We start from the raw sequence: 21,945 nt of genomic DNA, 5'->3' as shown, positions 1-21,945 counted from the left end.
AGGATGACAAGAGATGAAGGTACATTCGGGTGCGGACTGGCTGTGGTACCAGCTCGGTCCGCATGAAAAAACGGAAGCGAAAAAAATGATCCATCACAATCACTGGCCGCAATGCGAAAAGTGGTTTGAACATGAAAATCATATAAACTTTCTGCGCTCAGATACAAATGATCAGAATAATGAAGCGGTTTTCGGTTCTTTAATCTATCATCAAGGATTAGATGATGAAAAAAACCATACCGTATTTCACTTTTATATTACGAGAGACTTCTTTTTTACAATTAATTTTGATTTTTCGCTGCTGCGCGGTGTAAAAGAAAAGCATGCCACACAGCAGATTCAAACCTGTGAAAATCCGATTGAAGGCTTTTTTGTTCTGCTGGGAGAGCTGATGAATTCCTATCTGATCGGACTGGATGAATTTGAAGTGAAGCAGCGGACGCTGAAATGGCAGATTCATGATGACAACAGCAAAGGAATCTTGGAAAATGTGCATAAACTGCGCCATGAGCTGTTCATTTGGAAAGGTCTTACACTGGGGGCTAAAAAAGTAGAAATGGCTTTAAAAGAAGCTTTTCTTCCGAAAAATGACAGGCAGAAAGATTACCTCAGAGCTCATCAAAAGATGGAAAGAGGAATTACATATATCAATGAGTTTGATCAGGAATTGAGCAATCTGCTGCACGCCGAGGAAGTCATTACCTCCCAAAGAGGAAATGAAATTGTGAAAGCCTTGACGATCTTTACAACACTCTTTACACCGATGACGGCGCTTGGAGCTCTCTGGGGGATGAACTTTGATAACATGCCGGAGCTTCATTGGAAATATGCGTATATCTGTTCCATCGTGCTCATTATTGTATCAACCCTGCTGATTTATATTTATCTGCGGCACAAAGGCTGGACAGGGGACATTTTGAGGGAGCATCAAAAAAAATATTTGCGGAAAGAAAAGAAACGCTAAGAAGAGCAGGCATTCGCCTGCTTTTTTTGATGGCTGAAAATGGCCGAATGGTTCCGGATTTCATTCGGTAAATCAATGTCAGGGGACTTGTTTTTTATTTTTTTACGTTTTACACAGTGTAAAACGCATAATCTCTCTTTTGCCGGCTTTTGTGTATCTGATTTACAATACGTGCGGAAGGAGGGAAGTCTTGTGAAAAATATTGAAACATACAGCAGGAACATCATAAACGAGGCCTATACGGCAAGGGCTTCAGATATACACATTGTGCCGAGAGAAAGGGATGCTTTCATTCATTTTCGCATCGGCCATGCTCTTGTGAAAAAAAGAGTCTTAAAAAAAGAGGAATGTGTAAGGCTTATTTCTCATTTCAAGTTTTTATCGGCCATGGATATAGGAGAAAGACGAAAGCCGCAAAACGGGTCATTGTCTCTGCCGCTTCCGACAGAAACCGTTCATTTGAGAATGTCAACCTTGCCGACAATGAATGATGAAAGTCTTGTCATCAGGCTTTTGCCTAAGCAGCAGATTCCCCCTCTGGATAAACTGTCCTTATTTCGGGGGGCAGGCGCCGCATTATTGTCCTTTCTGAAGCATTCGCACGGCCTGCTTCTGTTTACCGGCCCGACCGGATCTGGAAAAACGACCACTCTTTACTCGCTTGTCAACTATGCAAAACGGCATTTCAACCGGCGGATTGTCACGCTTGAAGACCCCGTAGAAACAAGAGATGAGGATGTGCTGCAAGTTCAGGTGAATGAAAAAGCCGGAGTCACATATTCCGCCGGTTTAAAAGCGATTTTAAGACATGATCCCGATATGATCATCTTAGGGGAAATCAGGGATGCCGAGACGGCTGAAATCGCAGTCCGCGCGGCCATGACGGGGCACCTCGTTCTTTCAAGCCTGCATACAAGAGATGCTAAGGGCGCCATATACAGGCTGCTGGAGTTCGGCGTGAACATGACAGAAATTGAACAAACCGTCATTGCCATTGCCGCTCAGCGTCTGGTTGATTTAACATGTCCGTTCTGCAAAGAGGAAAACTGTTCCGTGTACTGCCAGATGTACAGGCAGACACGCCGTGCGGGCATTTATGAACTGCTCTACGGGAAAAACCTCACCCAATGCTTTCAGGAAGCAAAGGGAGAGCACGCCAATTTTCAATATCAGACGCTCCGCAGGCTGATCAGAAAAGGAATCGCGCTCGGCTATGTCACGACCGACAATTACGATCGGTGGGTGTATCATGAAGCGGATTAAACGAACCTGGCCGTTGAAGGATCAAGCGGCTTTTTTGAAAAGGCTCGGTGAAATGACGGAAAAAGGATACAGTCTGATTGAAGGGCTCAGACTGCTGAAACTCCAGCTGCATAAACGTCAGCTTGCAGAGCTGACGGACGGAATCCGACGGCTGAGGGAAGGTGATGCGTTTTACCAAGTGCTTGAGGCACTGTCTTTTCACAAAGAAGCCGTCTCTATCTGCTATTTCGCGGAGAAACACGGGGAATTGCCGGGGGCGATGAAACAAAGCGGCGAATTATTACAGAGAAAGCTCATGCAGACGAATCAAATCAAAAAAATGCTCCGGTATCCGATGTTTTTAATTTCTTCCGTCTGTGTCATGTTTTATATCCTGCAAAGTTTAATCATTCCGCAGTTTTCTGGGATTTATCAATCAATGAATATGAATACATCCGGTGCGACTGCTTTCATCTTTGCATTTTTTCGGCATTTTCATGAAGCCTGCGCACTGGCGCTGTCCGCCGCTTTCTGCTTGTTTTTGTACGTTTGGTTCTTATGTAAGAAAAAATCCCCGCAAGATAAAATGCTGATTGTTGTGAAAATCCCCCTATTAGGAAAAGCGGCCGTTCTTTTTAACAGCTACTTTTTCTCTTTACAGCTCAGCAGTCTTCTGAAATCCGGCCTTTCTATCTATGACAGCTTAACAGCTTTTAAAGAACAATCTTTTCTGCCTTTTTATCGTGAAGAAGCAGAGATGCTCATTACACGTCTGAAAGCCGGAGAAACCATAGAATCCGCTCTTTCCGGGCATCCGTGCTATGAAAAAGACCTTGCGGCTGCAGTCAGCCACGGACAGGCAAACGGCCGGCTTCACCGCGAACTTTATACGTACAGCCAGTTTATGATGGAGCGTCTTGAACAAAACGCGGCGAAGTATACCGGCATTCTCCAGCCTGTCATTTACGGTGTTGTGGCCGGTATGATTTTAATTGTCTACATGTCAATGCTGATGCCGATGTACCAGATGATGAACCAAATGTAAGGGAGTGCTTCGTCTGAAAAATCAAGATGGATTTACTTTAATTGAAATGCTTATTGTTTTATTTATCGTTTCCATTCTGCTTTTAATCACCATTCCTAACGTTACAAAACATAATCAAAGCATTCAGCGTAAAGGCTGTGAAGGACTGCAGAATATGGTGAAAGCCCAAGTGACGGCGTACGAAATCGACCATGAAGGTAAAATGCCGGATATGAACGATTTACAATCAGAGGGGTATATCAAAAAGAATACAGCCTGCCCGAATGGTAAACAGATCTTAATTAGTGGCGGAGAAGTTACAGTTGAACAATAACAGGCGGACAGAAAATGGGTTTACCCTACTTGAAAGCCTGATTGTGTTAAGCCTGGCGTCCGTCCTGCTGACGGTTTTGTTCACGACGGTTCCGCCGGTCTGCACCCACCTTGCCGTGCGGCAAAAAACAGAACAGCTCCAAAAAGATATTCAGCTTGCTCAGGAAACGGCTATCGCAGAACATAAAAGAACAAAAATCACTTTTCTTCCAAAAGAGGATAAATACAAACTGCAGTCAGGCGGAAGGATTGTCGAGCGTTCTTTTGATTCGCTTCACATTACGCTTGTGACTTTACCGGAGAGCCTTGAATTTAACGAAAAAGGCCATCCGAATTCGGGAGGAAAGATTCAATTGAAGAGCGCCGGGTTCACCTATGAGATCACAGTTTACTTAGGGAGCGGAAATGTCCATGCTAAACGGAAATAAGGGGTTCTCTACTATTGAAACGCTATCAGCAATGGCCATTTGGCTGTTCCTTATGACGTCTATCATTCCGGTCTGGACGGGCATGCTGACAGATGGCCTGAAAATAGAAGATCGCCAGGAAGCGTACCAGCTTCTTCAGAAACATATCAGCACTTATATGATGACCGGAAAAAAGCCGCCGTCTCCCGGTGTGAAGTGGAAGGAGGATGGTGAGTATTACAAAGTGTGTGCGGCTGACCCCGGCGAAAAAGAAATGTGCCTCAGCATTCTCAAAACAGACTGGCTTTACGCTTCTTAATGTTTTGTTCTCCTTGGCAGTCTGTCTTTTCCTATCAGGCACCCTGGGCCCGATTTTACATCTGTTCTTATCAAACCGGACCGATAACGGCGGATTAGACAGCCGGGAGCATCAAATTGCCGTTCAGCAGATCATGAACGAATGTAAACAGGCTGAGACTGTGAAGCCGGCGGACGGCGGACGGGCGTTAGCATGCCGGAAAACAGGAGGCGAAGAAGTGCGTTTTGAAATTTATCATAAGATGATAAGGAAAAGAGTAAACGGAAAAGGCCACGTGCCGATCCTGCAAAACGCGGCATCATTAACGGCTGATGTGAAAAACGGCCTGCTCTTATTAGAGATCTCAAGCGTTACAGGTAAAAAGTATCAGGCGGTCATTCCGGTTTACAGCTCTTTTAAAGGTGATTAAATGTACAAATCTGACGGTTTTATATATCCCGCGGTTCTGTTTGTTTCTGCCGCAGTTTTACTTGTCATCAGCTATACTTCATCTGATTTCATCACCCGAAAAACATTTGCAAAAGAGGCCGGGGAGTACTGGATCGGAGAGAACCTGCTCCAAAACGGCGCGCTGCTGTCAAGCCGCCATATGACACAGGGACAAAAGGGCCAAACTGGTACACAGCGTTTTCCGTACGGCACCGTTTCTTTTCACATCACCGGGAGTGATCGAAGGGAAACGGTTCAGGTTACAATTCAGGCGGAAACCATGACAGGCACGAGACGGGAGGCTACCCTTTTGTTCGATCAGAAGAAGAAACAGCTGATTCAATGGACGGAAGTATAAAAAAGAGGCGGCGGGACAACACTTCATAATAAAGACAGCACTATGAGGTGAGAGCCGTGAAAACAAATGATTATGTAAAATATATGACTGAGCAATTCGTTAAATATTTCGATACGCCGAAACAGGAACGGAGAGAGCGAAAAGAAGTGCGGAAAGAAAAGAAAGTGCCGGCTTCTCAGCACTGGTTCGGAATATTGCCGTACAGTTTTAAGCTGTGGATGCAGCGGAAAAAATAAAGTTGAATCATACGAAAGGTCCTCCTGATACAGGAGGGCCTTATTGGTATTCCTCAATGACGGCAATTTTATTTACTTTTTGGCTGTAGGGATTAAAAGAAATCGTAACAAACACACCAAATTCTTTTGCGCCATCCCTTAATGTCAAGTGGTATTGCTTGACTGCTTCGTCCGTTCTTTTCCGATCCCACACCTTTTGAATAAATAACGTTTGGGCGAGCGGATATCTTTTTTTAGCTTCTTTTTCTGCTAACTTTTCCCATTTTGATTTATGGTGAACAGCATAATAAGGCACCGTTTCCGCCTGAGCTGTTCCTGAAACCCCGAAAACAAGAAGAGAAAGGCAAATCAGACTTTGTTTGATCATCATTCTTCGTCCTTTCGCTGTATATACTTTCCATTTTGTGCTAGGCACCTCGTTATTTTCTCACGTTTTATTAGAAAAAATTCCAAAAAGGTGTGTAATTTGAAGCAAAACGATGTTTTTGAAAGATACCATTCTTAAAAACGAACAATTTGACCGAATTTGACATTTTTCAAGACGATAATCCTTGATTATACTTTGTTCATACAGTTCTTTAAAGAGAACGGTTGTCATATTTATTAACAGTTTTACAGGGGGTAAGGCATGTTCCGATTGTTGCGAATGGAAAAAAAGGGCAAGGTGAGATGGCGGATGATGCTATTTTTACGGCTTTCGTTCATTTTTTGCCTGTCCGTGATGATATGTGCTCAGTTCACAGGTGATACAAGTTCCTCCTTCAATGATGTGAAAAGCTTCAGTCTCCCGGTTCAAACGTGCGGAGATTTTCAATATACGGATGACGATTGCCGTTATGACGAACGCTGGGATCAAAGTGATTTACATATAACAAATCAAACTGATACGTCAGGCACCGTGTGTGCGCCGCTTCAGCTCTATGCCGAGCTGGAGAATAAGGGAAAAGAGCGGACTGTTTCTGACTGGAAATGGGAGCTCCATAAAATCACTTCTCAGCAGCAGCCTTTACGAAACGGCAATGTTGTGGATAAAGGGCTTATTACTGATAAAAAAAGCAAAACGATTTATAAAATTGAGTCAAAACGGTCTTTGCAGCCGGGCATATACGCATTCAAGGTTTACAAGCCTGAAGGGTACCCGGCCGACGAAGAAAAATTTGAGTGGTCAAAACCGATGAAACTCGTCAAATGCCGGGAACAGGCGACCGTTTCCGATCTAAAGAAAACGGAGAAAGAGCCGACTGAGCCGGTAAAAGAAAGCGGGGAAGAACATGAAAAAAACGCTGAAACTGATCAGTAATATTTTGTATGCCGTCATCTTCAGCTTGATTATTGTGCTGACGTTAACGGTGATTTCGACCCGGGCTTCCGGGGGTGAGCCGGCCATTTTCGGCTATACGCTGAAATCCGTGCTGTCGGGTTCAATGGACCCGGAATTTAAGACGGGTTCGCTCATAGCGGTAAAGAAAATTTCTGACGTGAATGACTTAAAAAAAGGGGATGTGATCACCTTTACGCAAGATGACGGAACAGCCGTCACACACAGAATAATCGGGATCACAAAAAAGGACGGGAACCTGCTGTTTGAGACAAAAGGGGACCATAATGCCGCCCCGGATGCCGCCCCCGTTCAAGCTGAAAAAGTGGCGGCCCAGTATACGGGATATCAGCTTCCGTATGCCGGATATGTCATACATTTGGCCAGCCAGCCGATCGGAACGGCGATTCTGTTAATCGTTCCCGGCGTCATGCTTTTGATTTACTCAATAACAGTCATTGTCAGCGCCCTCCGCGATATTGAGCGGAAAACGAAAGCGCTGGAAGAACATGCGAAAAAGAGAACCATCTCCACATGAATACGGTTGCAACCTGGCGACAGGATTTGATAACAAAAAATAAAAAGTAAGGGGAGAGTACAAACATGGGTATGAAAAAGAAATTAAGCTTGGGCGTTGCCTCAGCCGCACTCGGTTTAGCATTAGTAGGAGGAGGCACATGGGCCGCATTTAATGATGTGAAGTCGACAGACGCTACATTTGCGTCAGGAACACTTGATTTATCGGCTAAAGAACAATCAGCCAATGTCAATTTGTCAAACTTAAAACCAGGCGATAAATTGACGAAAGATTTCGAATTCAGAAACAACGGTTCACTTGCCATTAAAGAAGTGCTGATGGCTTTGAATTTTACTGACTTTAAAGGAGCAAAGAAAGGAAATGAATCTGCGGAGGATTTCCTCAGCCAGTTTGAAATTACGGTTCTGACAGTCGGTAAAGAAGGGGGCAACGGCTATCCTAAAAATATCATTTTGAAGGCGGCCAGCCTGAAAGACTTATACTTAATGTCAACAAAACAGGATAAAGCAGCTGCCGAAGCGATCAGCAAGCACATTGATCCGAAATTCCTGAGTGAGAGCGGAAAAGTCAATGTAGCAACCATTAACGGCAAAACAGCTCCTGAGTACGACGGAGTTCCGAAAACGCCTGCTGATTATGACCAGGTGAGAATGGAAATCCAATTTAAAAATGACACCGCAAAAACTGCGGACGGATTAAGTGTGCAAAACAAGTTCCAAGGCAATGCGATTTCTCTTCAATTCTCTTTTGAAGCAACGCAATGGAACGGCTTGACCATTACGAAAGATCATACGGATAAAGACGGTTACGTCAAGGAAAATGAAAAGGCTCACAGTGAGGATAAAAACTAATCCGAAAGTCGGACAGTTAAAAGAGGAGTTGTGCACATATGGCGGCACTACTCCTCTTTTTGCGCTTTTCTCCATTTTTGATAATCTAAAAATTCACGAAATTGTTTTTTTGATACCCCGGATGTCATTGCATCGCGAACTAATTTCTCCCATTCACTATCTAATTGACCATCGTATTCGGTTTCATGTTTTTCATCAAGTAAAGTATGAACCGAGACGTCCAGAACAGCGGAGACTTTTTCGAGAAATTGAATGGAGGGGTTCGTCTGTAAATTTCGTTCTATTGAGCTTAAATAAGACTTCGCTACCCCAGCTTTTTCAGCTAGTTCTGATAGTGAGTAGCCTTTTTCTTTTCGGTATTGTTTAATACGCTGGCCAATCAATGTCATCACCTTCCTTGTGATATTATAGCACATTCAGAAAGGATTTACGGTATGACTTCTGGCTGCCTGGATATGTTGAGAAGACTTTTTATTCGAAAGCAGGTATTTGCGTATTTCTTCTAGGCTGATATTTGCTTTTTGGGCTTCTAATATCAGCTCAACCCATTCCTTATCTAATTGTGAAAATTCTGTTTTTGCATTTTTCATGCATTTTCTCCTCCTAAAATACTTGTTTATGTATTTCAGCCAATCCGGCCATGACCTTATCTTTACATGTCTGGAAGTGATTCATCGCATGCGAAACGCCAGAAATTTTTTCTATATACTTTTATTATAATATAGAATTTCCAGAAAAAACGGGAAAGGTGTCGAATGGATAACGCTTATCCAGAAAAATTACTTTGCAGGAAAAATAAACCGCCGTTTTCAATCTGAATGTGAATTTTCGGCTGATATAAGGCTTTCAGCGCTTGTTTTTCCAAATGGTATTCCTCAGGTTTTTCCTCTGTCTGCTCATAAAACTGATCGAGCAGCCTGAGGTCCTTTTTCCATCTGGCGATCGCGCTGTCAGCCCAGTCTGACGGCTCTTTGGCGGCAGCGTCTTTTAAGTAATGCTCCATCCTTTTAATCCCGCTTTCCGGCTTAATCATCGGCGATATGGTAAAGCAATAGTCTGATATTTGCGAGGTCAGCGGAAGCGGTGCAAGCTTCTGCTGAAACCCTTCTATAATTGTTCCAGAAACAAGATGCAGGCCTAAAGACAAAAGTCTGTCTTTTTTCATGTCGGATTGGTATGAAATCACTACATTTAATCCCAGCCAGGGCTGAAGCGGCACTCTGGCTCCGGCTGATACAATTTTCTCATATATTCTTGTAAATCTCCCATTTTGTTTAACTGCTTGAAAGATTTGAAAGAGGCGCGGGGCTCCAAAGTAAATAAATTCGCCGTCCATATCCTCCGGAGCCGTTTCTTTATCAGTGATGAACGTAATCTTCATCGGGTTCGGTTCGCCGCCCGTTTTTTCACGCCAATGCCAATAAAACGGGCGGTTCATAATTTGTTTGTCCATCTCGACCGTCAACTGAACCGTCATAAAACCCGGCCCGTGTTCTGTAATCGGACAGTGGTTCGCTTCAAAAAAGCGCAGTAAAAATTCGTGAACCTCCTGCTGTCTCATGTCGCGCTTCCTCCTTTTAGATTAAGATCCTTTTTTTCTGGCGGGCTTTTCCGTACCGTACGACAGAAAAGAGGTGAGATTGTCCATTTTGATTCTCATTTCTTCCTCTGTCAGCGAATGGCATAAAATATCATGCAAATGGTCTTCAAAATTGCTCACTTTGATTTTTGTTAAAATGTCATCTAATTCTCCGACGACATTTTCAAATAAATGAATTTTGTCATACAGAAGTTTTAAGATATGCTCTTCCACCGTATGTTTTGTCGCCATATTGTAGATATGGACATCTCTTTCCTGACCGAGTCTGTGAATCCTTCCGATTCTTTGTTCAAGCCGCATCGGGTTCCACGGGAGGTCATAATTGATAATATGGTTGCAAAATTGCAGGTTGATCCCTTCGCCTCCGGCTTCTGTAGCGATCAGCACCTGCACTTTGCCGCGGAAGAGATCCTTCATCCAGTCTTTTTTTCCGCGTTTAAATCCGCCTCTGAACGGAACGGAGCTTATGCCGTTCTGCTGAAGGAACCATTGCAGGTAAATCTGTGTCGCCCTGTATTCAGTAAAAATAATGACTTTATCATTAATCTTTTGGATCAAGTCAACAACTTGAATTGCTTTTGAGTTTTGCGTGACTTGATTGATGCGGTCCATTAAATTAGCGATCGTCTGATCATCGAATGCGGGCGCATGTTTGTCTTTTTGGTCAAGCATTTTTTTGAGCGTCATATACACGGCTTCCCTGCTTGAACAGCACTCTCTTTGCAGCGTCATAATGGAAAATGCGCTGGCGGGCTTTTCTGTGCCGTTTTTCAGTGCGGCAATGTCATCGTAAAGCGCCTGTTCCGTCGGTGAAAAGGTGATCGGCACTGTTTCCACGTGGCGCTTCGTCCATGTAAGGCCGGTGTCGCTCCGCGTGTTGCGGATCATCACTTTATTGACGAGCTCTTTCAAATGCTCATGAGCGTCAATCCCGTCCTTCTGATTGAAGGTTTCTTGAAATCCGCTTTCGTTTCCTAAATGGCCGGGCTTTAACAGTGACACTAAATTGAAGATTTCTTCGATCCGGTTTTGAATCGGCGTCGCCGTCAGAAGCAGGCAGTATTTCTTCACAAGACTTCTCGCAAATTCATAATTTTTCGTTTTGCTGTTTTTGAGCTTGTGCGCCTCGTCAATAATGACGAGATCATACGGAATAGAAAGCACAATGTCTTTGTGAGGCGAGCGTTTGGCCGTATCAATAGAAGAAACGACGATATCGCACTGTTCCCACACATAGCTTTTCTTCTGTTCAACAGCGGGTAGCAAAAACTTCTCCTGAAGCTCTTTCACCCACTGGGAAACGAGTGATGCCGGCACAAGAATCAGGATTTTTTTGGCCAGCCCGCGAATCATGTATTCTTTTAAAATCAGGCCCGCTTCCACCGTTTTTCCGAGCCCCACTTCATCAGCCAAAATCGCCTTGCCGTTCATTTTTTCAACGACTTTCTGCGCGACTTCAAGCTGATGGGGAAGCGGAGTGAAATCGGGCAGGTATAAAGGAGCCCTCAATCCTTCAAATTCAGGAATGGCAAGGGTCTGCTGGACTTCAGCCGACAGTTTGTACATCTCCCAATTTGACCAGGGACCGTCCGTTTTCAGCCGCTCAGAAAACTCTCCCGGCCAGTTTGCATCAAATATGATCTCTGCTGTCATATGTAACAAAACCGCCTTTCTTTTAAAAAACTGATTTATCATAATTTTTGTTGCCGGACGTAAGTGAGGGTGGTAGGATATAAGTAATGATTTCACTAAAAGATATTGCTTTAGTATGTCCATAAAATTGGTAAATATGAGCGAATGACAGCAAGGGGAGAGACTCGGACGAAAGATGGGCGTCCGGGCGCCGAAGGAGCAAACTGCGGAGTGAATCTCTCAGGCAAAAGAACTCTTGCTCGACGCAACTCTGGAGAGTGTCTGCACTTAGAAGAAGCAGGCCACCAAAGGGGACGTCTTTATGATATGTTCATAAAGTAAACTTTCAGGTGCCGGGACAGAGAAACCTTCATTTTCATGAGGTGTTTCTCTGTCCTTTTTTATATGTTTTTACAATGCGCCAATGACTGAAGGGGGAAGATGATGCTGAAACGAACACCGCTTTATGACGTGTATAAAGAATACGGCGGAAAAACAATTGATTTTGGAGGATGGGAGCTGCCGGTTCAATTTTCTTCTATTAAAGAGGAGCATGAAGCCGTCCGCACAAAAGCGGGCCTGTTTGATGTGTCTCATATGGGGGAAGTTGAAGTATCCGGTAAAGACGCCCTGTCTTTTCTGCAAAAAATGATGACAAATGACGTTGCCGATTTAAAGCCGGGAAACGCGCTCTATACTGCCATGTGTTATCCTGACGGCGGTACGGTGGATGACTTGCTGATCTATCAGAAAAGCGGGAGCTGCTATCTGCTCGTGATTAACGCGTCTAATATTGAAAAAGACATCGCTTGGCTGACGGAACATGCGGAAGGCGATGTCACGCTGACGAATCAGTCTGACGGGATTTCACTGCTTGCCGTTCAGGGGCCGAATGCTCAGTCGGTTCTTGCGAAGCTGACTGAATGTGATTTGTCCTCCTTAAAGCCGTTTACGTTTATTGATGGGGCGGACGTTGCCGGACGACAAGTCCTGCTTTCAAGAACAGGCTATACCGGTGAAGACGGGTTTGAGTTATATTGCCGCAATGAAGATGCAGTTCATCTATTTAAGGAGATACTTGCAGCGGGAGAGCATGAAGGTCTCGTTCCGTGCGGCCTCGGCGCCCGTGATACGCTGAGATTTGAAGCAAAGCTTGCTTTATACGGTCAGGAATTGACGAAAGATATTACACCGATTGAAGCCGGAATCGGATTTGCCGTGAAACACAAGAAAGATTCCGATTTTTTCGGGAAGTCTGTATTGCGTGAACAGAAAGAAAAAGGAGCCCCGCGAAAGCTGGTCGGACTTGAGATGATTGAAAAAGGGATTCCGAGACACGGGTACGCCGTGAAAAAAGACGGTGTTCCGATCGGTGAAGTCACGACAGGCACGCAATCTCCGACTTTAAAGAAAAATATCGGCCTTGCCTTAATCAAAACGGAATTCAGTGAAGTCGGAACGGAAGTAGAAGTGGAAATCCGTAAAAAAACGGTAAAAGCGAAGATTGTCCGCACACCGTTTTATAAACGTCCAAAACAGAGCTGAAAAAGGAGAGTCATATGAAGCATCGATATTTGCCCGCGACAGAACAGGATAAAAAAGAAATGCTGAAAGCCATCGGCGCAGAAACAATTGATGAACTGTTTGCCGATATTCCGGAAAATGTACGGTTTCAAAAAGACTACCGCATTAAACAAGCAAAGTCAGAAACTGAGCTGACGAGAGAGCTGACAAAGCTTGCGGCGAAAAATAAAGACGCTGTTACATATGCATCTTTTCTGGGTGCAGGAGTGTACGATCACTACCAGCCGGTTATCGTCGATCATGTGATATCCCGATCAGAGTTTTACACGGCGTATACGCCTTATCAGCCTGAAATCTCACAAGGAGAGCTGCAGGCGATTTTTGAATTTCAAACGATGATCTGTGAATTAACGGGAATGGATATAGCAAACTCCTCTATGTACGACGGGGGAACGGCGCTGGCGGAAGCGGCGATGCTTGCGTCGGGCCATACGAAAAAGAAAAAAATCGTCATTTCCGCAGCCGTTCATCCGGAATCACGGGATGTTTTGAAAACATACGCAAAGGGCCAATATATTGAGGTTGTAGAGATGCCCGCGAAAAACGGCGTCACAGATCTTGAAGCATTGGAACATGCCGTTTGTGATGAAACGGCCGCCGTGATCGTCCAGTATCCGAACTTCTTCGGACAAATCGAGCCGTTAAAGGACATTGAGCCGCTCGCACATAAAGGAAACAGCCAGCTGATTGTTTCTTCAAACCCGCTCGCGCTCGGTATTTTGACACCGCCCGGGGCATACGGAGCTGATATCGTCGTCGGGGACGCGCAGCCTTTCGGCATACCTGCGGCGTTCGGCGGCCCGCACTGCGGCTATTTTGCAGTAACGAAAAAACTGATGAGAAAGGTGCCGGGCCGGCTTGTCGGCCAAACGGAAGATGAAAACGGGCGAAGAGGCTTTGTTCTCACTCTTCAGGCGCGCGAGCAGCATATCAGAAGAGACAAAGCCACGTCTAACATTTGCTCAAATCAGGCGCTGAATGCTTTAGCGGCTTCAGTCGCGATGACGGCGCTCGGAAAAAACGGCGTCAAAGACATGGCCCGCCAAAATATATTGAAAGCTGATTACGCGAGACGCCAAGCGGAAAAAGCCGGCTTGCACGTAGCATTTGACGGCCCGATATTTAATGAATTTGCCGTCAGGCTGAATCTTCCCGTCAAGGAAGCAAACCGGCGGCTCCTGCAAGACGGCATAATCGGCGGATATGACTTAGGCCTTGCGTATCCGGAACTGAATCAGCATATGCTCATTGCCGTCACAGAGCTGAGAACAAAAGAAGAGATCGATTCGCTTATTGCGGGATTGGGGGATCAACATGAATAATCAAGATCAGGCGCTTATTTTTGAAATGTCCCGCGAAGGGCGTATCGGTTACAGCCTTCCGGAGCTTGATGTGCCGGAAACAGAGCTTGAAAGTCTTCTTCCCGGTGACTATATCCGCGATGAAGACGCAAAGCTGCCGGAAGTATCAGAGCTCGATATTATGCGGCATTATACCGCTCTTTCTAAGAGGAACCACGGAGTTGATTCAGGCTTTTATCCGCTCGGCTCCTGTACGATGAAATACAATCCGAAATTAAATGAAAAAATTGCCCGGATCGCAGGTTTTTCCGCTATTCATCCGCTTCAGGACGAGGACACGGTTCAGGGGGCGCTTGAGCTTTTATACGATTTAAGCGGACACTTGGAGGAGATTACGGGCATGGACGAGGTGACGCTGCAGCCTGCGGCGGGCGCTCACGGCGAATGGACCGGTCTGATGATGATCCGCGCCTATCACGAAGCGCGGGGAGACTTCGGACGGACGAAGGTGATTGTCCCTGATTCAGCCCACGGCACGAATCCGGCATCCGCCACGGTCGCCGGTTTTGAAACGATTACCGTCAAGTCAAATGAGCACGGGCTGGTTGACATTGAAGATTTGAAAAGAGCGGTAAATGAAGAAACAGCGGCGCTGATGCTGACGAATCCGAACACCCTCGGGTTATTTGAGGAAAACATTACGGAAATGGCTGAAATCGTCCATCAGGCCGGCGGAAAGCTTTATTATGACGGAGCGAATTTAAATGCCGTTTTAAGTAAAGCAAGACCGGGAGATATGGGATTTGACGTCGTTCACCTTAATCTGCATAAAACATTTACCGGGCCGCACGGCGGGGGAGGACCTGGCTCAGGGCCGGTCGGCGTGAAAAAAGAATTCATTCCGTATCTGCCGAAACCCGTTCTCACGAAAAAAGAGGGGCGTTTGACTTTTGACTATGACCGGCCGCAGTCGATCGGGCGCGTAAAACCTTATTACGGTAACTTCGGCATTAATGTCAGAGCCTACACGTATATTCGTTCCATGGGGCCTGACGGCTTAAAAGCTGTGACCGAAAACGCGGTTTTAAATGCAAATTATATGATGAGAAGACTCGCGCCTTATTATGATCTCCCGTATGACCGTCATTGCAAGCATGAATTTGTGTTATCGGGTAGAAGGCAGAAAAAGCTTGGCGTACGAACGCTTGATATTGCCAAACGGCTTTTGGATTTCGGCTATCATCCGCCGACTGTGTATTTTCCTCTCAATGTTGAAGAAAGCATCATGATCGAACCGACGGAAACGGAATCAAAGGAAACGCTTGATGCGTTTATAGATGCCATGATTCAAATTGCGCGGGAAGCGGAGGAATCGCCTGAAATCGTTCAGGAGGCGCCGCATACAACAGTTGTCAAAAGAATGGATGAAACCAAGGCGGCAAGAAAGCCGGTTTTAAAGTACGAACATACACCTGACGTCAGCCGCTGACACGGTGTAAAAAAAGAGCTTCCGTATAAAACGGACAGCTCTTTTTTTATGATTAGTTTTTTGCTTTAATTTTTCCGCCCCATTTTTTAAATCCGCCTTTCAGGTTGTAAATATCTTTACAGCCGTGTTTGCGGAGCGTCTGTGCCGCGCGTCCGCTGCGGACATTGTTTTGGCAGTACAGATAAACGGGTTTATCAGGACGGATTTCACTTTTGCGCTGTTTCAGCTGTGACAGCGGAATGTTGCGCGCGCCGAGAATATGGCCGCCTTCAAATTCATTCGGCTCACGGACGTCAATCAGCTGCGCTTTTCTGTAGCCCGCGCGGAATTCCTCTTCCGTAAGTGTTTTCATTAAACGCTGCTGGTAAAAATACGACACGATCATATAAACGATAAACGCCGCAACAATAATTAAAGCAATCATATTAGACAATGCGATTCTACTCCTTTAGCTTATAAAATAAAACCCTGCTTCCTGAAAACAAGGCTTACCGGACGTTTTGGGACAAATACTATTATAGTAAAGCATGAAGCGATTGTCATCCTTAATGAAACGAAATATTTTTCATTTTCAAGGCAGTTTGTTAAACTGATTTTATTAAAACGATAAAGAAGGGTTCAGTGTATGGAAAAAGAAACATGGCGGTTTATTGACTCAGGGAATGAAAGCCCGGCATTTAACATGGCGCTGGATGAAGCGCTTTTATATTGGCACAGCCAAAAAAAAATTCCTCCGGTGATCCGTTTTTACGGCTGGAATCCGGCAACTTTGTCTGTCGGGTATTTTCAAAATATTAAGAAGGAAATTAACTTTGACGCAGTACATAAACACGGCCTCGGGTTTGTCAGAAGACCGACAGGCGGACGGGGTGTTCTGCATGATAAAGAATTGACATACAGCGTAATCGTTTCAGAGGATCACCCGGAAATGCCGGCCACGGTGACAGAGGCGTACCGGGTGATTTCAGAAGGTATTCTGCAGGGATTCAGAAACCTTGGACTTGATGCCTGCTTTGCGATTCCGCGAACGGAGAAAGAAAAAGAAAGCTTGAAAAATCCGCGCTCGTCCGTCTGCTTTGATGCGCCTTCGTGGTATGAACTGGTCGTCGAAGGACGGAAAGTTGCCGGAAGCGCACAGACACGCCAAAAAGGCGTCATTCTTCAGCACGGTTCCATCCTGCTTGACATTGATGAGGATAAGCTGTTTGATCTGTTTTTATATCCGAGCGACAGAGTCCGTGAGCGCATGCAGCGGAATTTCAAAAACAAAGCGGTAGCCATCAACGCCTTAGCGCCGAAACGGGTAACGATGGATGAGGCCAGAATCGCTTTTAAAGCCGGTTTTGAGGAAGGGCTGAACATTCATCTTGAGCCTTACACACTCACGTCTGAAGAGCTTGCATTTGTCAATGAGCTGGCTGAGACGAAATACGCGTCTGATGAATGGAATTATAAGCGCTGATAAGGCTTGACAGACCGGAAGCATCCTTGTTTTTTCATGACCGTTAGTGTAAACTTGTAATGGTTTATAAAGTTAAGGTGCTTTTTGGGAGGGTTACTTATGACAACACCAAGTATGGAAGATTATATTGAACAGATTTATATGCTGATAGAAGAAAAAGGATATGCACGGGTTTCTGATATCGCGGAAGCTTTGGCAGTCCACCCCTCCTCTGTAACGAAAATGGTTCAAAAACTAGATAAAGACGAGTATTTGATTTATGAAAAATATCGCGGGCTCGTATTGACGTCAAAAGGCAAAAAGATCGGCAAACGGCTCGTATACAGACACGAATTGCTTGAGCAGTTTTTAAGAATCATTGGTGTTGATGAAGAGAAGATTTACAATGATGTTGAAGGAATCGAACATCATCTGAGCTGGAACAGCATTGACCGCATCGGCGACCTCGTTCAGTATTTCGAAGATGACGAAAGCCGGAAAAAAGAATTGAAATCCGTACAGAAAAAAACCGAAAATCCCGGTGAATAAAGGGCAGCCCGAAATGGGGCGCCCTTTTTTTAATGTCTTCATTCTTTGGTCTATTTCGCCCAGCCGTTTCTTAAAATAATAATACACCTTGAGATGGAAGGGAGAGGGCGCGCTATGCAGATTGACGGCGTATTTTCGGGCGGGGGGATAAAAGGGGTGGCGCTTGCCGGCGCTTATGAAGCGCTGGAAGAAAAGGGCTTTCGCTTTGAAAGGCTCGCCGGAACAAGCGCCGGCGCAATTATTGCCGCATTTATCGCTGCGGGCTATACGAGCAGAGAGGTTCATTCCATCATAGATGAGGTGGACGGAAGGCAATTGCTTGATCAGAGATACTCATTCCTCCCGCTGAAAATCCTGCAGTGGGTGTCGATATATTGGCGCCTCGGACTATACAGAGGCGATATGCTGGAAAAATGGATTGCGGATAAATTAAAAGCGAAGGGCATCATCGCGTTCGGCGATTTGAAAAAAGGCTCGCTCCGTCTCATCGCTTCAGATCTGACGAACGGAACGATGATCGTGCTTCCTGACGATCTTCCCCGATACGGATTAAATCCGGAGATGTTCCCGGTTGCCAGAGCCGTCAGAATGAGCTGCAGCATTCCTTATTTTTTTGAACCGATAAAACTGAAGACCGAAAAAGGCACCTCGACGGTCGTTGACGGCGGCGTGTTAAGCAATTTCCCGATTTGGCTGTATTCAAAAGAACGCAAACGGCCGGTCATCGGAATTTCACTTTCGCCCAACGAAAAAGAGCGCCCGAAAAAATCAATCCGCAACGCTTTTGAGCTGTTCGGGGCTTTGTTTGAAACGATGAAAGACGCTCATGATGCCAGGCATATCGCGACAAAGTACGAACAGAATATTATTTTTATTCCGGTGGAACATGTGATGGCGACGGAGTTTCATCTCACACCGCAAAAAAAACTAGCTCTCATTGAGCTAGGAAAAAGCAGAACAGAGCAATTTTTGAAGCAATGGAGCTATTAAAAAAGCGCTCTGTTTTTCTTTTTATTCTTTTTGCCTTCTATGACGGTAAGCTGAGTCTGGCTTTTTTTCTTAAGAATCATCGGCTTCGGTCTGCTGCTGCTCGGCACGCTCCGCAAATGGCTGACCCGGCCTCTGTGTCCGGCACGGTGCTTCGCTTTTTGCTCCTTCATTCGGAGCCGCGATTGTCTGGCCGCTTTTCTGAAAGCGGTTCCGTCACGGCCGGTGCGGCGGTTCAGGACCGTCCTCACGATAAAATAAATAATGATGCCTGCGATAATAACGGTGATCGCTCTTGAAATCATCTGTCCGGGGTTGGTTACCGCCGCATAAATGAAACCGAATGCGCCAAGCGCTATCAATACAGCAAAAAAAGGTTGTACACGATGATTCATAACTGCCCACCTCCAAAATAATAACGGTAACGGTTCAGATTACGTTGTGAGACGGCTTTTCGCTCTGTTCTGAAATGTCTTCCAGTCTGAGAAGCTCGTTAAAGCTTTCTATGGCAACCTCGACCTGGTCATCCGCCGGTTCCTTTGTCGTTAAAAGCTGCAGCCACAGGCCGGGATAACCGAGCACTTTCAAAACGGGGATATTCCGCACTCTGTTCGTCAGCTGGAGCACTTCAAAGGAGATGCCGAGAACGACCGGTATAAGCGCAATCCTGTCTAAAATCCGCACCCAAAGCGGATCTGTCGGAACGAGTAAATAGACGAACATGCCGACAATGATCGTAAATAAAATAAAGCTTGAACCGCAACGGTAATGAAGCCGTGACTGTTTCTGAACATTTTCTATTGTAATTGGCAAATTCTGTTCATAACAGTTTATGACCTTATGTTCGGCTCCATGATATTGAAACACTCTTTTAATTAACGGCGTCATTGATAAAAAATAAATGTAGCCGAGAAGCAGAATAAGCTTAAACAGACTTTCGATTCCGATCTGCGCGGCGTCTGAGGAAAATACGGGCCTTACAAGCTCCGCTAAGAAGACCGGGACGAGCGTGAAAACGAATTTACTGAACAAAAACGACAGAACGCCGATCACCGCCAGGCTGAAAAACATCGATAAGCCCGAACCCTTCTTATTTTCCTGCTCCAGCTTGGCGTCATCTTGAGGATCAAGCCCGTAACGTTCGCTGGAAAAGTTTAAATGCTTTGTGCCGTTGGCGCTCGCCTCAATGATGGCGACGATTCCCCGCAAAAAAGGAATCTTTTTTAAAGCCGAAAGCTTGGCGTTCGGCACTCTCGGAAGCTTGAAAAAATCAATGCTTCCGTCATTCCTGCGGATGGCGGTAACATAATTCTTTCTGCCGCCGAACATGACCCCTTCAACGACAGCCTGCCCGCCGTATGCAGGGGGCATTTTTTGTTTGGACATTGTTTATCAACCTGCCTGTTTTCTTAGGATTTACTAACCATTTCCTTTCACTCTATTGTACAGGAAACCGCGGTAAACCTCTAGTTAGACAGTTGGGAAATCAATGCTTTTTCTACATGCAGTATACCCCGTTTCTTTAGATTTTACTCATTGAATGAAAATATGGCGCAGCTTTTTATGACTTTTCAATTTTGGGGCAGTCTATGACTGGAGGTGCCATGATGACAAGCGAAAAACATTCAGAACAGGAAGAAAAAAAGAAGCGGGATGATGATCAGCAGCCTGTTTCATTTACCGGCAGAATTTGCGGTATCGGATTTGCCGGCGGTGTATTTTGGAGTTTGATCGGCTATCTCGGGTATGTCTTTCATTTTTCAGAGATCAGCCCCAACATGATTCTTCAGCCGTTTATGATCGGAGAATGGAAAAAACAATGGCTCGGCACGATGGTCAGCATCGTTGTCATCGGATTCATTTCAATTGCCGGGGCGTTTATTTATTTCGTCTGCCTGAAGCGTTTTAAAACGATGTGGCCGGGAATGGTGTACGGCGTCATTTTATGGTGTGCGGTTTTTTTCTTATTCAATCCGATTTTCGAAGATGTGAAATCCATCACTGAATTGAAATCAGATACAATCGTGACGACGCTTTGCCTTTACATTCTGTACGGTTTGTTTGTCGGCTACTCAATTTCCTTCAACTACAATGAACTTACGTCAGACAAGCTTGCAAGGGCGCTCGGCAACAAGTGAATAAGTGTATAATCCCTGTCCGGTATGGTAAAATGTTCACGAGAAGTGAACATTTTTTATGCTGAAAACCGGGCGGGGATGCTCCCGCGTTGTCAGGCGGCAGTCAAGAATCGGCGAGGAGGAGAAAGGGAATGAAACTTGAGAAATTGCGAAATCTTTTCGGTCAGCTGGATATAGACGGAATGTTGGTGACAAGCTCCGCCAATCTGCAGTATATGACGGGATTTACGGGTTCGTCAGGCCTTGCGGTCATATCGAAAGAACGTGCGGCATTTATCACGGATTTCCGTTACACCGAGCAGGCGAAGACGCAAGTGAAGGGTTTTGACATTATCGAGCACGGCGGAAGCTTAATCCAAACGGCTGCGGATACGATTCTTGAGTACGGCATTAAAAAACTCGGCTTCGAGCAAAACAGCATGACGTACGGAACATATGCATCCTACCAAGCGGTGCTGCAGGAAGCGGAGATGGTTCCCGTCGCGGATTCCGTTGAAAAGTTGCGCTTGATTAAGTCAAGTGAAGAGATTAAGATATTAGAGGAAGCTGCGAAGATTGCGGATGATGCGTTTGAACATATTCTGACGTTTATCAAACCGGGCATCTCAGAGATTTCAGTTGCAAACGAGCTTGAATTTTATATGAGACGTCAAGGAGCAGACGGCTCTTCCTTTGATATGATCGTCGCCTCGGGAGTCAGATCCAGCCTTCCCCACGGAGTGGCAAGCGGCAAATTGATTGAAAAGGGAGACTTGGTCACGCTCGATTTCGGCGCTTATTATAAAGGCTATTGTTCTGATATCACACGCACCGTCGCGGTCGGAGAGCCAAGTGATAAACTGAAAGAGATTTATCAGGTCGTATACGATGCCCAAGCGCTTGGCGTTCTGCATATTAAACCCGGCATGACGGGAAAAGAAGCGGACGCCCTGACGAGGGATCACATCACCGCAAAAGGCTACGGACAGTATTTCGGCCATTCGACAGGACACGGGTTCGGAATGGAAGTCCATGAATCACCGGGGCTGTCTTTCAGGTCATCGGCCGTTCTTAAGCCGGGCATGGCGGTAACGGTCGAGCCGGGCATATACATACCGGATGTTGGGGGCGCAAGAATCGAAGATGATATCATCATCACTGAGGACGGCAACCGGACAATTACGCATTCCCCTAAAGAATTAATTATTTTGTGATCGGAATATAGG

The 21,945-nt window shown here is 45.5% G+C and carries 28 protein-coding genes and 1 riboswitch; of the genes, 20 read left to right on the top strand and 8 right to left on the bottom strand.

Annotated elements, in window-relative coordinates; translation table 11 throughout:
• Nucleotides 1-13: 13 nt before the first annotated feature.
• From J6600_RS11815 to J6600_RS11775, 9 genes are all read left to right on the top strand, one after another.
• Complete coding sequence (locus J6600_RS11815) at nt 14-964, top strand: magnesium transporter CorA family protein (protein ID WP_014418379.1); 951 nt, start codon at nt 14-16, stop codon at nt 962-964.
• 192 nt (nt 965-1,156) lie between these two features.
• Nucleotides 1,157-2,227, top strand: coding sequence for a competence type IV pilus ATPase ComGA (gene comGA, locus J6600_RS11810; RefSeq protein ID WP_209387432.1), 1,071 nt, complete (start codon nt 1,157-1,159; stop codon nt 2,225-2,227).
• Nucleotides 2,214-3,251, top strand: a complete 1,038-nt coding sequence (gene comGB, locus J6600_RS11805; protein WP_014418377.1) for a competence type IV pilus assembly protein ComGB — start codon at nt 2,214-2,216, stop codon at nt 3,249-3,251. Before comGA ends, comGB begins: the two co-directional genes overlap by 14 nt.
• A gap of 4 nt (nt 3,252-3,255) precedes the next feature.
• Nucleotides 3,256-3,564 carry a competence type IV pilus major pilin ComGC gene (comGC, locus tag J6600_RS11800; protein ID WP_014418376.1) on the top strand — a complete coding sequence of 103 codons (309 nt, stop codon included), beginning with the start codon at nt 3,256-3,258 and terminating at the stop codon, nt 3,562-3,564.
• Nucleotides 3,554-3,991 (top strand): competence type IV pilus minor pilin ComGD, encoded by a 438-nt coding sequence (gene comGD, locus J6600_RS11795; protein WP_209387431.1) that lies wholly within the window; start codon nt 3,554-3,556, stop codon nt 3,989-3,991. Before comGC ends, comGD begins: the two co-directional genes overlap by 11 nt.
• Nucleotides 3,975-4,289: a competence type IV pilus minor pilin ComGE gene (gene comGE / locus J6600_RS11790; protein ID WP_017418140.1), complete on the top strand. Its 315-nt coding sequence runs from the start codon at nt 3,975-3,977 to the stop codon at nt 4,287-4,289. The genes comGD and comGE overlap by 17 nt, the downstream gene beginning before the upstream one ends.
• Before the next feature lie 13 nt (nt 4,290-4,302).
• A complete protein-coding gene (gene comGF / locus J6600_RS11785; RefSeq protein WP_021494311.1) occupies nt 4,303-4,698 on the top strand; it encodes a competence type IV pilus minor pilin ComGF in 396 nt (131 codons plus the stop codon).
• Nucleotides 4,699-5,076 (top strand): competence type IV pilus minor pilin ComGG, encoded by a 378-nt coding sequence (gene comGG / locus J6600_RS11780; protein ID WP_095272391.1) that lies wholly within the window; start codon nt 4,699-4,701, stop codon nt 5,074-5,076.
• A gap of 56 nt (nt 5,077-5,132) precedes the next feature.
• A complete protein-coding gene (locus J6600_RS11775) occupies nt 5,133-5,312 on the top strand; it encodes a YqzE family protein (protein ID WP_003153093.1) in 180 nt (59 codons plus the stop codon).
• A gap of 40 nt (nt 5,313-5,352) precedes the next feature.
• Here the strand turns inward: J6600_RS11775 and J6600_RS11770 are convergent, their stop codons facing one another.
• Entirely contained in the window at nt 5,353-5,682 is a 330-nt protein-coding gene (locus tag J6600_RS11770) for a DUF3889 domain-containing protein (protein ID WP_012117979.1), read from the bottom strand.
• Nucleotides 5,683-5,940: 258 nt separating this feature from the next.
• On the opposite strand from J6600_RS11770, the gene tapA reads away from it, so the two are divergent.
• The 3 genes from tapA to tasA all read left to right on the top strand — a co-directional run bounded on the left by tapA (nt 5,941) and on the right by tasA (nt 8,019).
• A complete protein-coding gene (gene tapA, locus J6600_RS11765; RefSeq protein ID WP_209387430.1) occupies nt 5,941-6,612 on the top strand; it encodes an amyloid fiber anchoring/assembly protein TapA in 672 nt (223 codons plus the stop codon).
• Complete coding sequence (gene sipW, locus J6600_RS11760; RefSeq protein WP_003153100.1) at nt 6,584-7,168, top strand: signal peptidase I SipW; 585 nt, start codon at nt 6,584-6,586, stop codon at nt 7,166-7,168. The genes tapA and sipW overlap by 29 nt, the downstream gene beginning before the upstream one ends.
• A gap of 65 nt (nt 7,169-7,233) precedes the next feature.
• The gene (gene tasA, locus J6600_RS11755) at nt 7,234-8,019 is read left to right on the top strand and encodes a biofilm matrix protein TasA (protein WP_007408329.1); all 786 of its coding nucleotides are present in this window, start codon (nt 7,234-7,236) and stop codon (nt 8,017-8,019) included.
• A gap of 47 nt (nt 8,020-8,066) precedes the next feature.
• Here the strand turns inward: tasA and sinR are convergent, their stop codons facing one another.
• The 4 genes from sinR to J6600_RS11735 form a co-directional block, all read right to left on the bottom strand.
• Complete coding sequence (sinR, locus tag J6600_RS11750; RefSeq protein WP_003153104.1) at nt 8,067-8,402, bottom strand: transcriptional regulator SinR; 336 nt, start codon at nt 8,400-8,402, stop codon at nt 8,067-8,069.
• Nucleotides 8,403-8,435: 33 nt separating this feature from the next.
• Nucleotides 8,436-8,609, bottom strand: coding sequence for an anti-repressor SinI (gene sinI / locus J6600_RS11745; RefSeq protein WP_014418369.1), 174 nt, complete (start codon nt 8,607-8,609; stop codon nt 8,436-8,438).
• 176 nt (nt 8,610-8,785) lie between these two features.
• Nucleotides 8,786-9,580, bottom strand: coding sequence for a YqhG family protein (locus J6600_RS11740; protein WP_014418368.1), 795 nt, complete (start codon nt 9,578-9,580; stop codon nt 8,786-8,788).
• A gap of 21 nt (nt 9,581-9,601) precedes the next feature.
• Nucleotides 9,602-11,272, bottom strand: a complete 1,671-nt coding sequence (locus tag J6600_RS11735; protein ID WP_209387429.1) for a DEAD/DEAH box helicase — start codon at nt 11,270-11,272, stop codon at nt 9,602-9,604.
• A gap of 144 nt (nt 11,273-11,416) precedes the next feature.
• Nucleotides 11,417-11,517, top strand: a riboswitch (glycine riboswitch).
• A gap of 178 nt (nt 11,518-11,695) precedes the next feature.
• On the opposite strand from J6600_RS11735, the gene gcvT reads away from it, so the two are divergent.
• From gcvT to gcvPB, 3 genes are read left to right on the top strand one after another with little or no spacing between them, the layout of a single operon-like run.
• A complete protein-coding gene (gene gcvT, locus J6600_RS11730; protein ID WP_209388349.1) occupies nt 11,696-12,796 on the top strand; it encodes a glycine cleavage system aminomethyltransferase GcvT in 1,101 nt (366 codons plus the stop codon).
• Nucleotides 12,797-12,810: 14 nt separating this feature from the next.
• The gene (gene gcvPA / locus J6600_RS11725) at nt 12,811-14,157 is read left to right on the top strand and encodes an aminomethyl-transferring glycine dehydrogenase subunit GcvPA (RefSeq protein WP_209387428.1); all 1,347 of its coding nucleotides are present in this window, start codon (nt 12,811-12,813) and stop codon (nt 14,155-14,157) included.
• Nucleotides 14,150-15,625, top strand: a complete 1,476-nt coding sequence (gene gcvPB / locus J6600_RS11720) for an aminomethyl-transferring glycine dehydrogenase subunit GcvPB (RefSeq protein ID WP_022552970.1) — start codon at nt 14,150-14,152, stop codon at nt 15,623-15,625. Before gcvPA ends, gcvPB begins: the two co-directional genes overlap by 8 nt.
• A 52-nt stretch (nt 15,626-15,677) precedes the next feature.
• Here gcvPB and J6600_RS11715 read toward each other — a convergent pair whose 3' ends face one another.
• Entirely contained in the window at nt 15,678-16,058 is a 381-nt protein-coding gene (locus tag J6600_RS11715; RefSeq protein WP_007408335.1) for a rhodanese-like domain-containing protein, read from the bottom strand.
• Nucleotides 16,059-16,250: 192 nt separating this feature from the next.
• Between J6600_RS11715 and J6600_RS11710 the strand changes: the two genes are divergently transcribed.
• The 3 genes from J6600_RS11710 (at nt 16,251) to J6600_RS11700 (ending at nt 18,605) form a co-directional block, all read left to right on the top strand.
• On the top strand, nt 16,251-17,087 hold the full coding sequence (locus tag J6600_RS11710) for a lipoate--protein ligase family protein (protein WP_003153114.1): 837 nt from the start codon (nt 16,251-16,253) through the stop codon (nt 17,085-17,087).
• A 99-nt stretch (nt 17,088-17,186) separates the two neighbouring features.
• Nucleotides 17,187-17,615, top strand: a complete 429-nt coding sequence (gene mntR, locus J6600_RS11705; RefSeq protein ID WP_007408338.1) for a transcriptional regulator MntR — start codon at nt 17,187-17,189, stop codon at nt 17,613-17,615.
• 114 nt (nt 17,616-17,729) lie between these two features.
• The gene (locus tag J6600_RS11700) at nt 17,730-18,605 is read left to right on the top strand and encodes a patatin-like phospholipase family protein (protein WP_003153118.1); all 876 of its coding nucleotides are present in this window, start codon (nt 17,730-17,732) and stop codon (nt 18,603-18,605) included.
• On the opposite strand, the gene J6600_RS11695 is transcribed toward J6600_RS11700, so the two are convergent.
• Both J6600_RS11695 and J6600_RS11690 read right to left on the bottom strand, forming a co-directional pair.
• On the bottom strand, nt 18,602-18,997 hold the full coding sequence (locus tag J6600_RS11695) for an SA1362 family protein (protein ID WP_007408340.1): 396 nt from the start codon (nt 18,995-18,997) through the stop codon (nt 18,602-18,604). The genes J6600_RS11700 and J6600_RS11695 overlap by 4 nt on opposite strands.
• 34 nt (nt 18,998-19,031) lie before the next feature.
• A complete protein-coding gene (locus J6600_RS11690) occupies nt 19,032-19,988 on the bottom strand; it encodes a DUF1385 domain-containing protein (RefSeq protein WP_209387427.1) in 957 nt (318 codons plus the stop codon).
• A gap of 221 nt (nt 19,989-20,209) precedes the next feature.
• Here J6600_RS11690 and J6600_RS11685 point away from each other — a divergent pair, with 221 nt between their 5' ends.
• Both J6600_RS11685 and J6600_RS11680 read left to right on the top strand, forming a co-directional pair.
• Nucleotides 20,210-20,740, top strand: a complete 531-nt coding sequence (locus J6600_RS11685; RefSeq protein ID WP_014418362.1) for a YqhR family membrane protein — start codon at nt 20,210-20,212, stop codon at nt 20,738-20,740.
• A gap of 131 nt (nt 20,741-20,871) precedes the next feature.
• Nucleotides 20,872-21,933 (top strand): M24 family metallopeptidase, encoded by a 1,062-nt coding sequence (locus tag J6600_RS11680; protein WP_209387426.1) that lies wholly within the window; start codon nt 20,872-20,874, stop codon nt 21,931-21,933.
• The last annotated feature ends 12 nt before the right edge of the window (nt 21,934-21,945 follow it).

This window comes from Bacillus sp. LJBV19 (assembly GCF_017797845.1).
Lineage (GTDB): Bacteria > Bacillota > Bacilli > Bacillales > Bacillaceae > Bacillus > Bacillus velezensis.
Note: the sequence above shows the minus strand (reverse complement) of the source record. Positions and strands in the feature narration are given on the sequence as shown.

Excerpts from the sequence above, each read along its gene's own strand:
- J6600_RS11700 (WP_003153118.1), top strand. The coding sequence starts at position 17,730 with ATGCAGATTGACGGCGTATTTTCGGGCGGGGGGATAAAAGGGGTGGCG.
- J6600_RS11735 (WP_209387429.1), bottom strand. The coding sequence starts at position 11,272 with ATGACAGCAGAGATCATATTTGATGCAAACTGGCCGGGAGAGTTTTCT.
- mntR (WP_007408338.1), top strand. The coding sequence starts at position 17,187 with ATGACAACACCAAGTATGGAAGATTATATTGAACAGATTTATATGCTG.
- tapA (WP_209387430.1), top strand. The coding sequence starts at position 5,941 with ATGTTCCGATTGTTGCGAATGGAAAAAAAGGGCAAGGTGAGATGGCGG.
- gcvPB (WP_022552970.1), top strand. The coding sequence starts at position 14,150 with ATGAATAATCAAGATCAGGCGCTTATTTTTGAAATGTCCCGCGAAGGG.
- gcvT (WP_209388349.1), top strand. The coding sequence starts at position 11,696 with ATGCTGAAACGAACACCGCTTTATGACGTGTATAAAGAATACGGCGGA.
- comGE (WP_017418140.1), top strand. The coding sequence starts at position 3,975 with ATGCTAAACGGAAATAAGGGGTTCTCTACTATTGAAACGCTATCAGCA.
- J6600_RS11680 (WP_209387426.1), top strand. The coding sequence starts at position 20,872 with ATGAAACTTGAGAAATTGCGAAATCTTTTCGGTCAGCTGGATATAGAC.
- J6600_RS11710 (WP_003153114.1), top strand. The coding sequence starts at position 16,251 with ATGGAAAAAGAAACATGGCGGTTTATTGACTCAGGGAATGAAAGCCCG.
- J6600_RS11690 (WP_209387427.1), bottom strand. The coding sequence starts at position 19,988 with ATGTCCAAACAAAAAATGCCCCCTGCATACGGCGGGCAGGCTGTCGTT.
- sinI (WP_014418369.1), bottom strand. The coding sequence starts at position 8,609 with ATGAAAAATGCAAAAACAGAATTTTCACAATTAGATAAGGAATGGGTT.
- J6600_RS11740 (WP_014418368.1), bottom strand. The coding sequence starts at position 9,580 with ATGAGACAGCAGGAGGTTCACGAATTTTTACTGCGCTTTTTTGAAGCG.
- comGG (WP_095272391.1), top strand. The coding sequence starts at position 4,699 with ATGTACAAATCTGACGGTTTTATATATCCCGCGGTTCTGTTTGTTTCT.
- tasA (WP_007408329.1), top strand. The coding sequence starts at position 7,234 with ATGGGTATGAAAAAGAAATTAAGCTTGGGCGTTGCCTCAGCCGCACTC.
- J6600_RS11695 (WP_007408340.1), bottom strand. The coding sequence starts at position 18,997 with ATGAATCATCGTGTACAACCTTTTTTTGCTGTATTGATAGCGCTTGGC.
- J6600_RS11770 (WP_012117979.1), bottom strand. The coding sequence starts at position 5,682 with ATGATGATCAAACAAAGTCTGATTTGCCTTTCTCTTCTTGTTTTCGGG.
- J6600_RS11685 (WP_014418362.1), top strand. The coding sequence starts at position 20,210 with ATGACAAGCGAAAAACATTCAGAACAGGAAGAAAAAAAGAAGCGGGAT.
- comGB (WP_014418377.1), top strand. The coding sequence starts at position 2,214 with ATGAAGCGGATTAAACGAACCTGGCCGTTGAAGGATCAAGCGGCTTTT.
- gcvPA (WP_209387428.1), top strand. The coding sequence starts at position 12,811 with ATGAAGCATCGATATTTGCCCGCGACAGAACAGGATAAAAAAGAAATG.
- sipW (WP_003153100.1), top strand. The coding sequence starts at position 6,584 with ATGAAAAAAACGCTGAAACTGATCAGTAATATTTTGTATGCCGTCATC.
- J6600_RS11815 (WP_014418379.1), top strand. The coding sequence starts at position 14 with ATGAAGGTACATTCGGGTGCGGACTGGCTGTGGTACCAGCTCGGTCCG.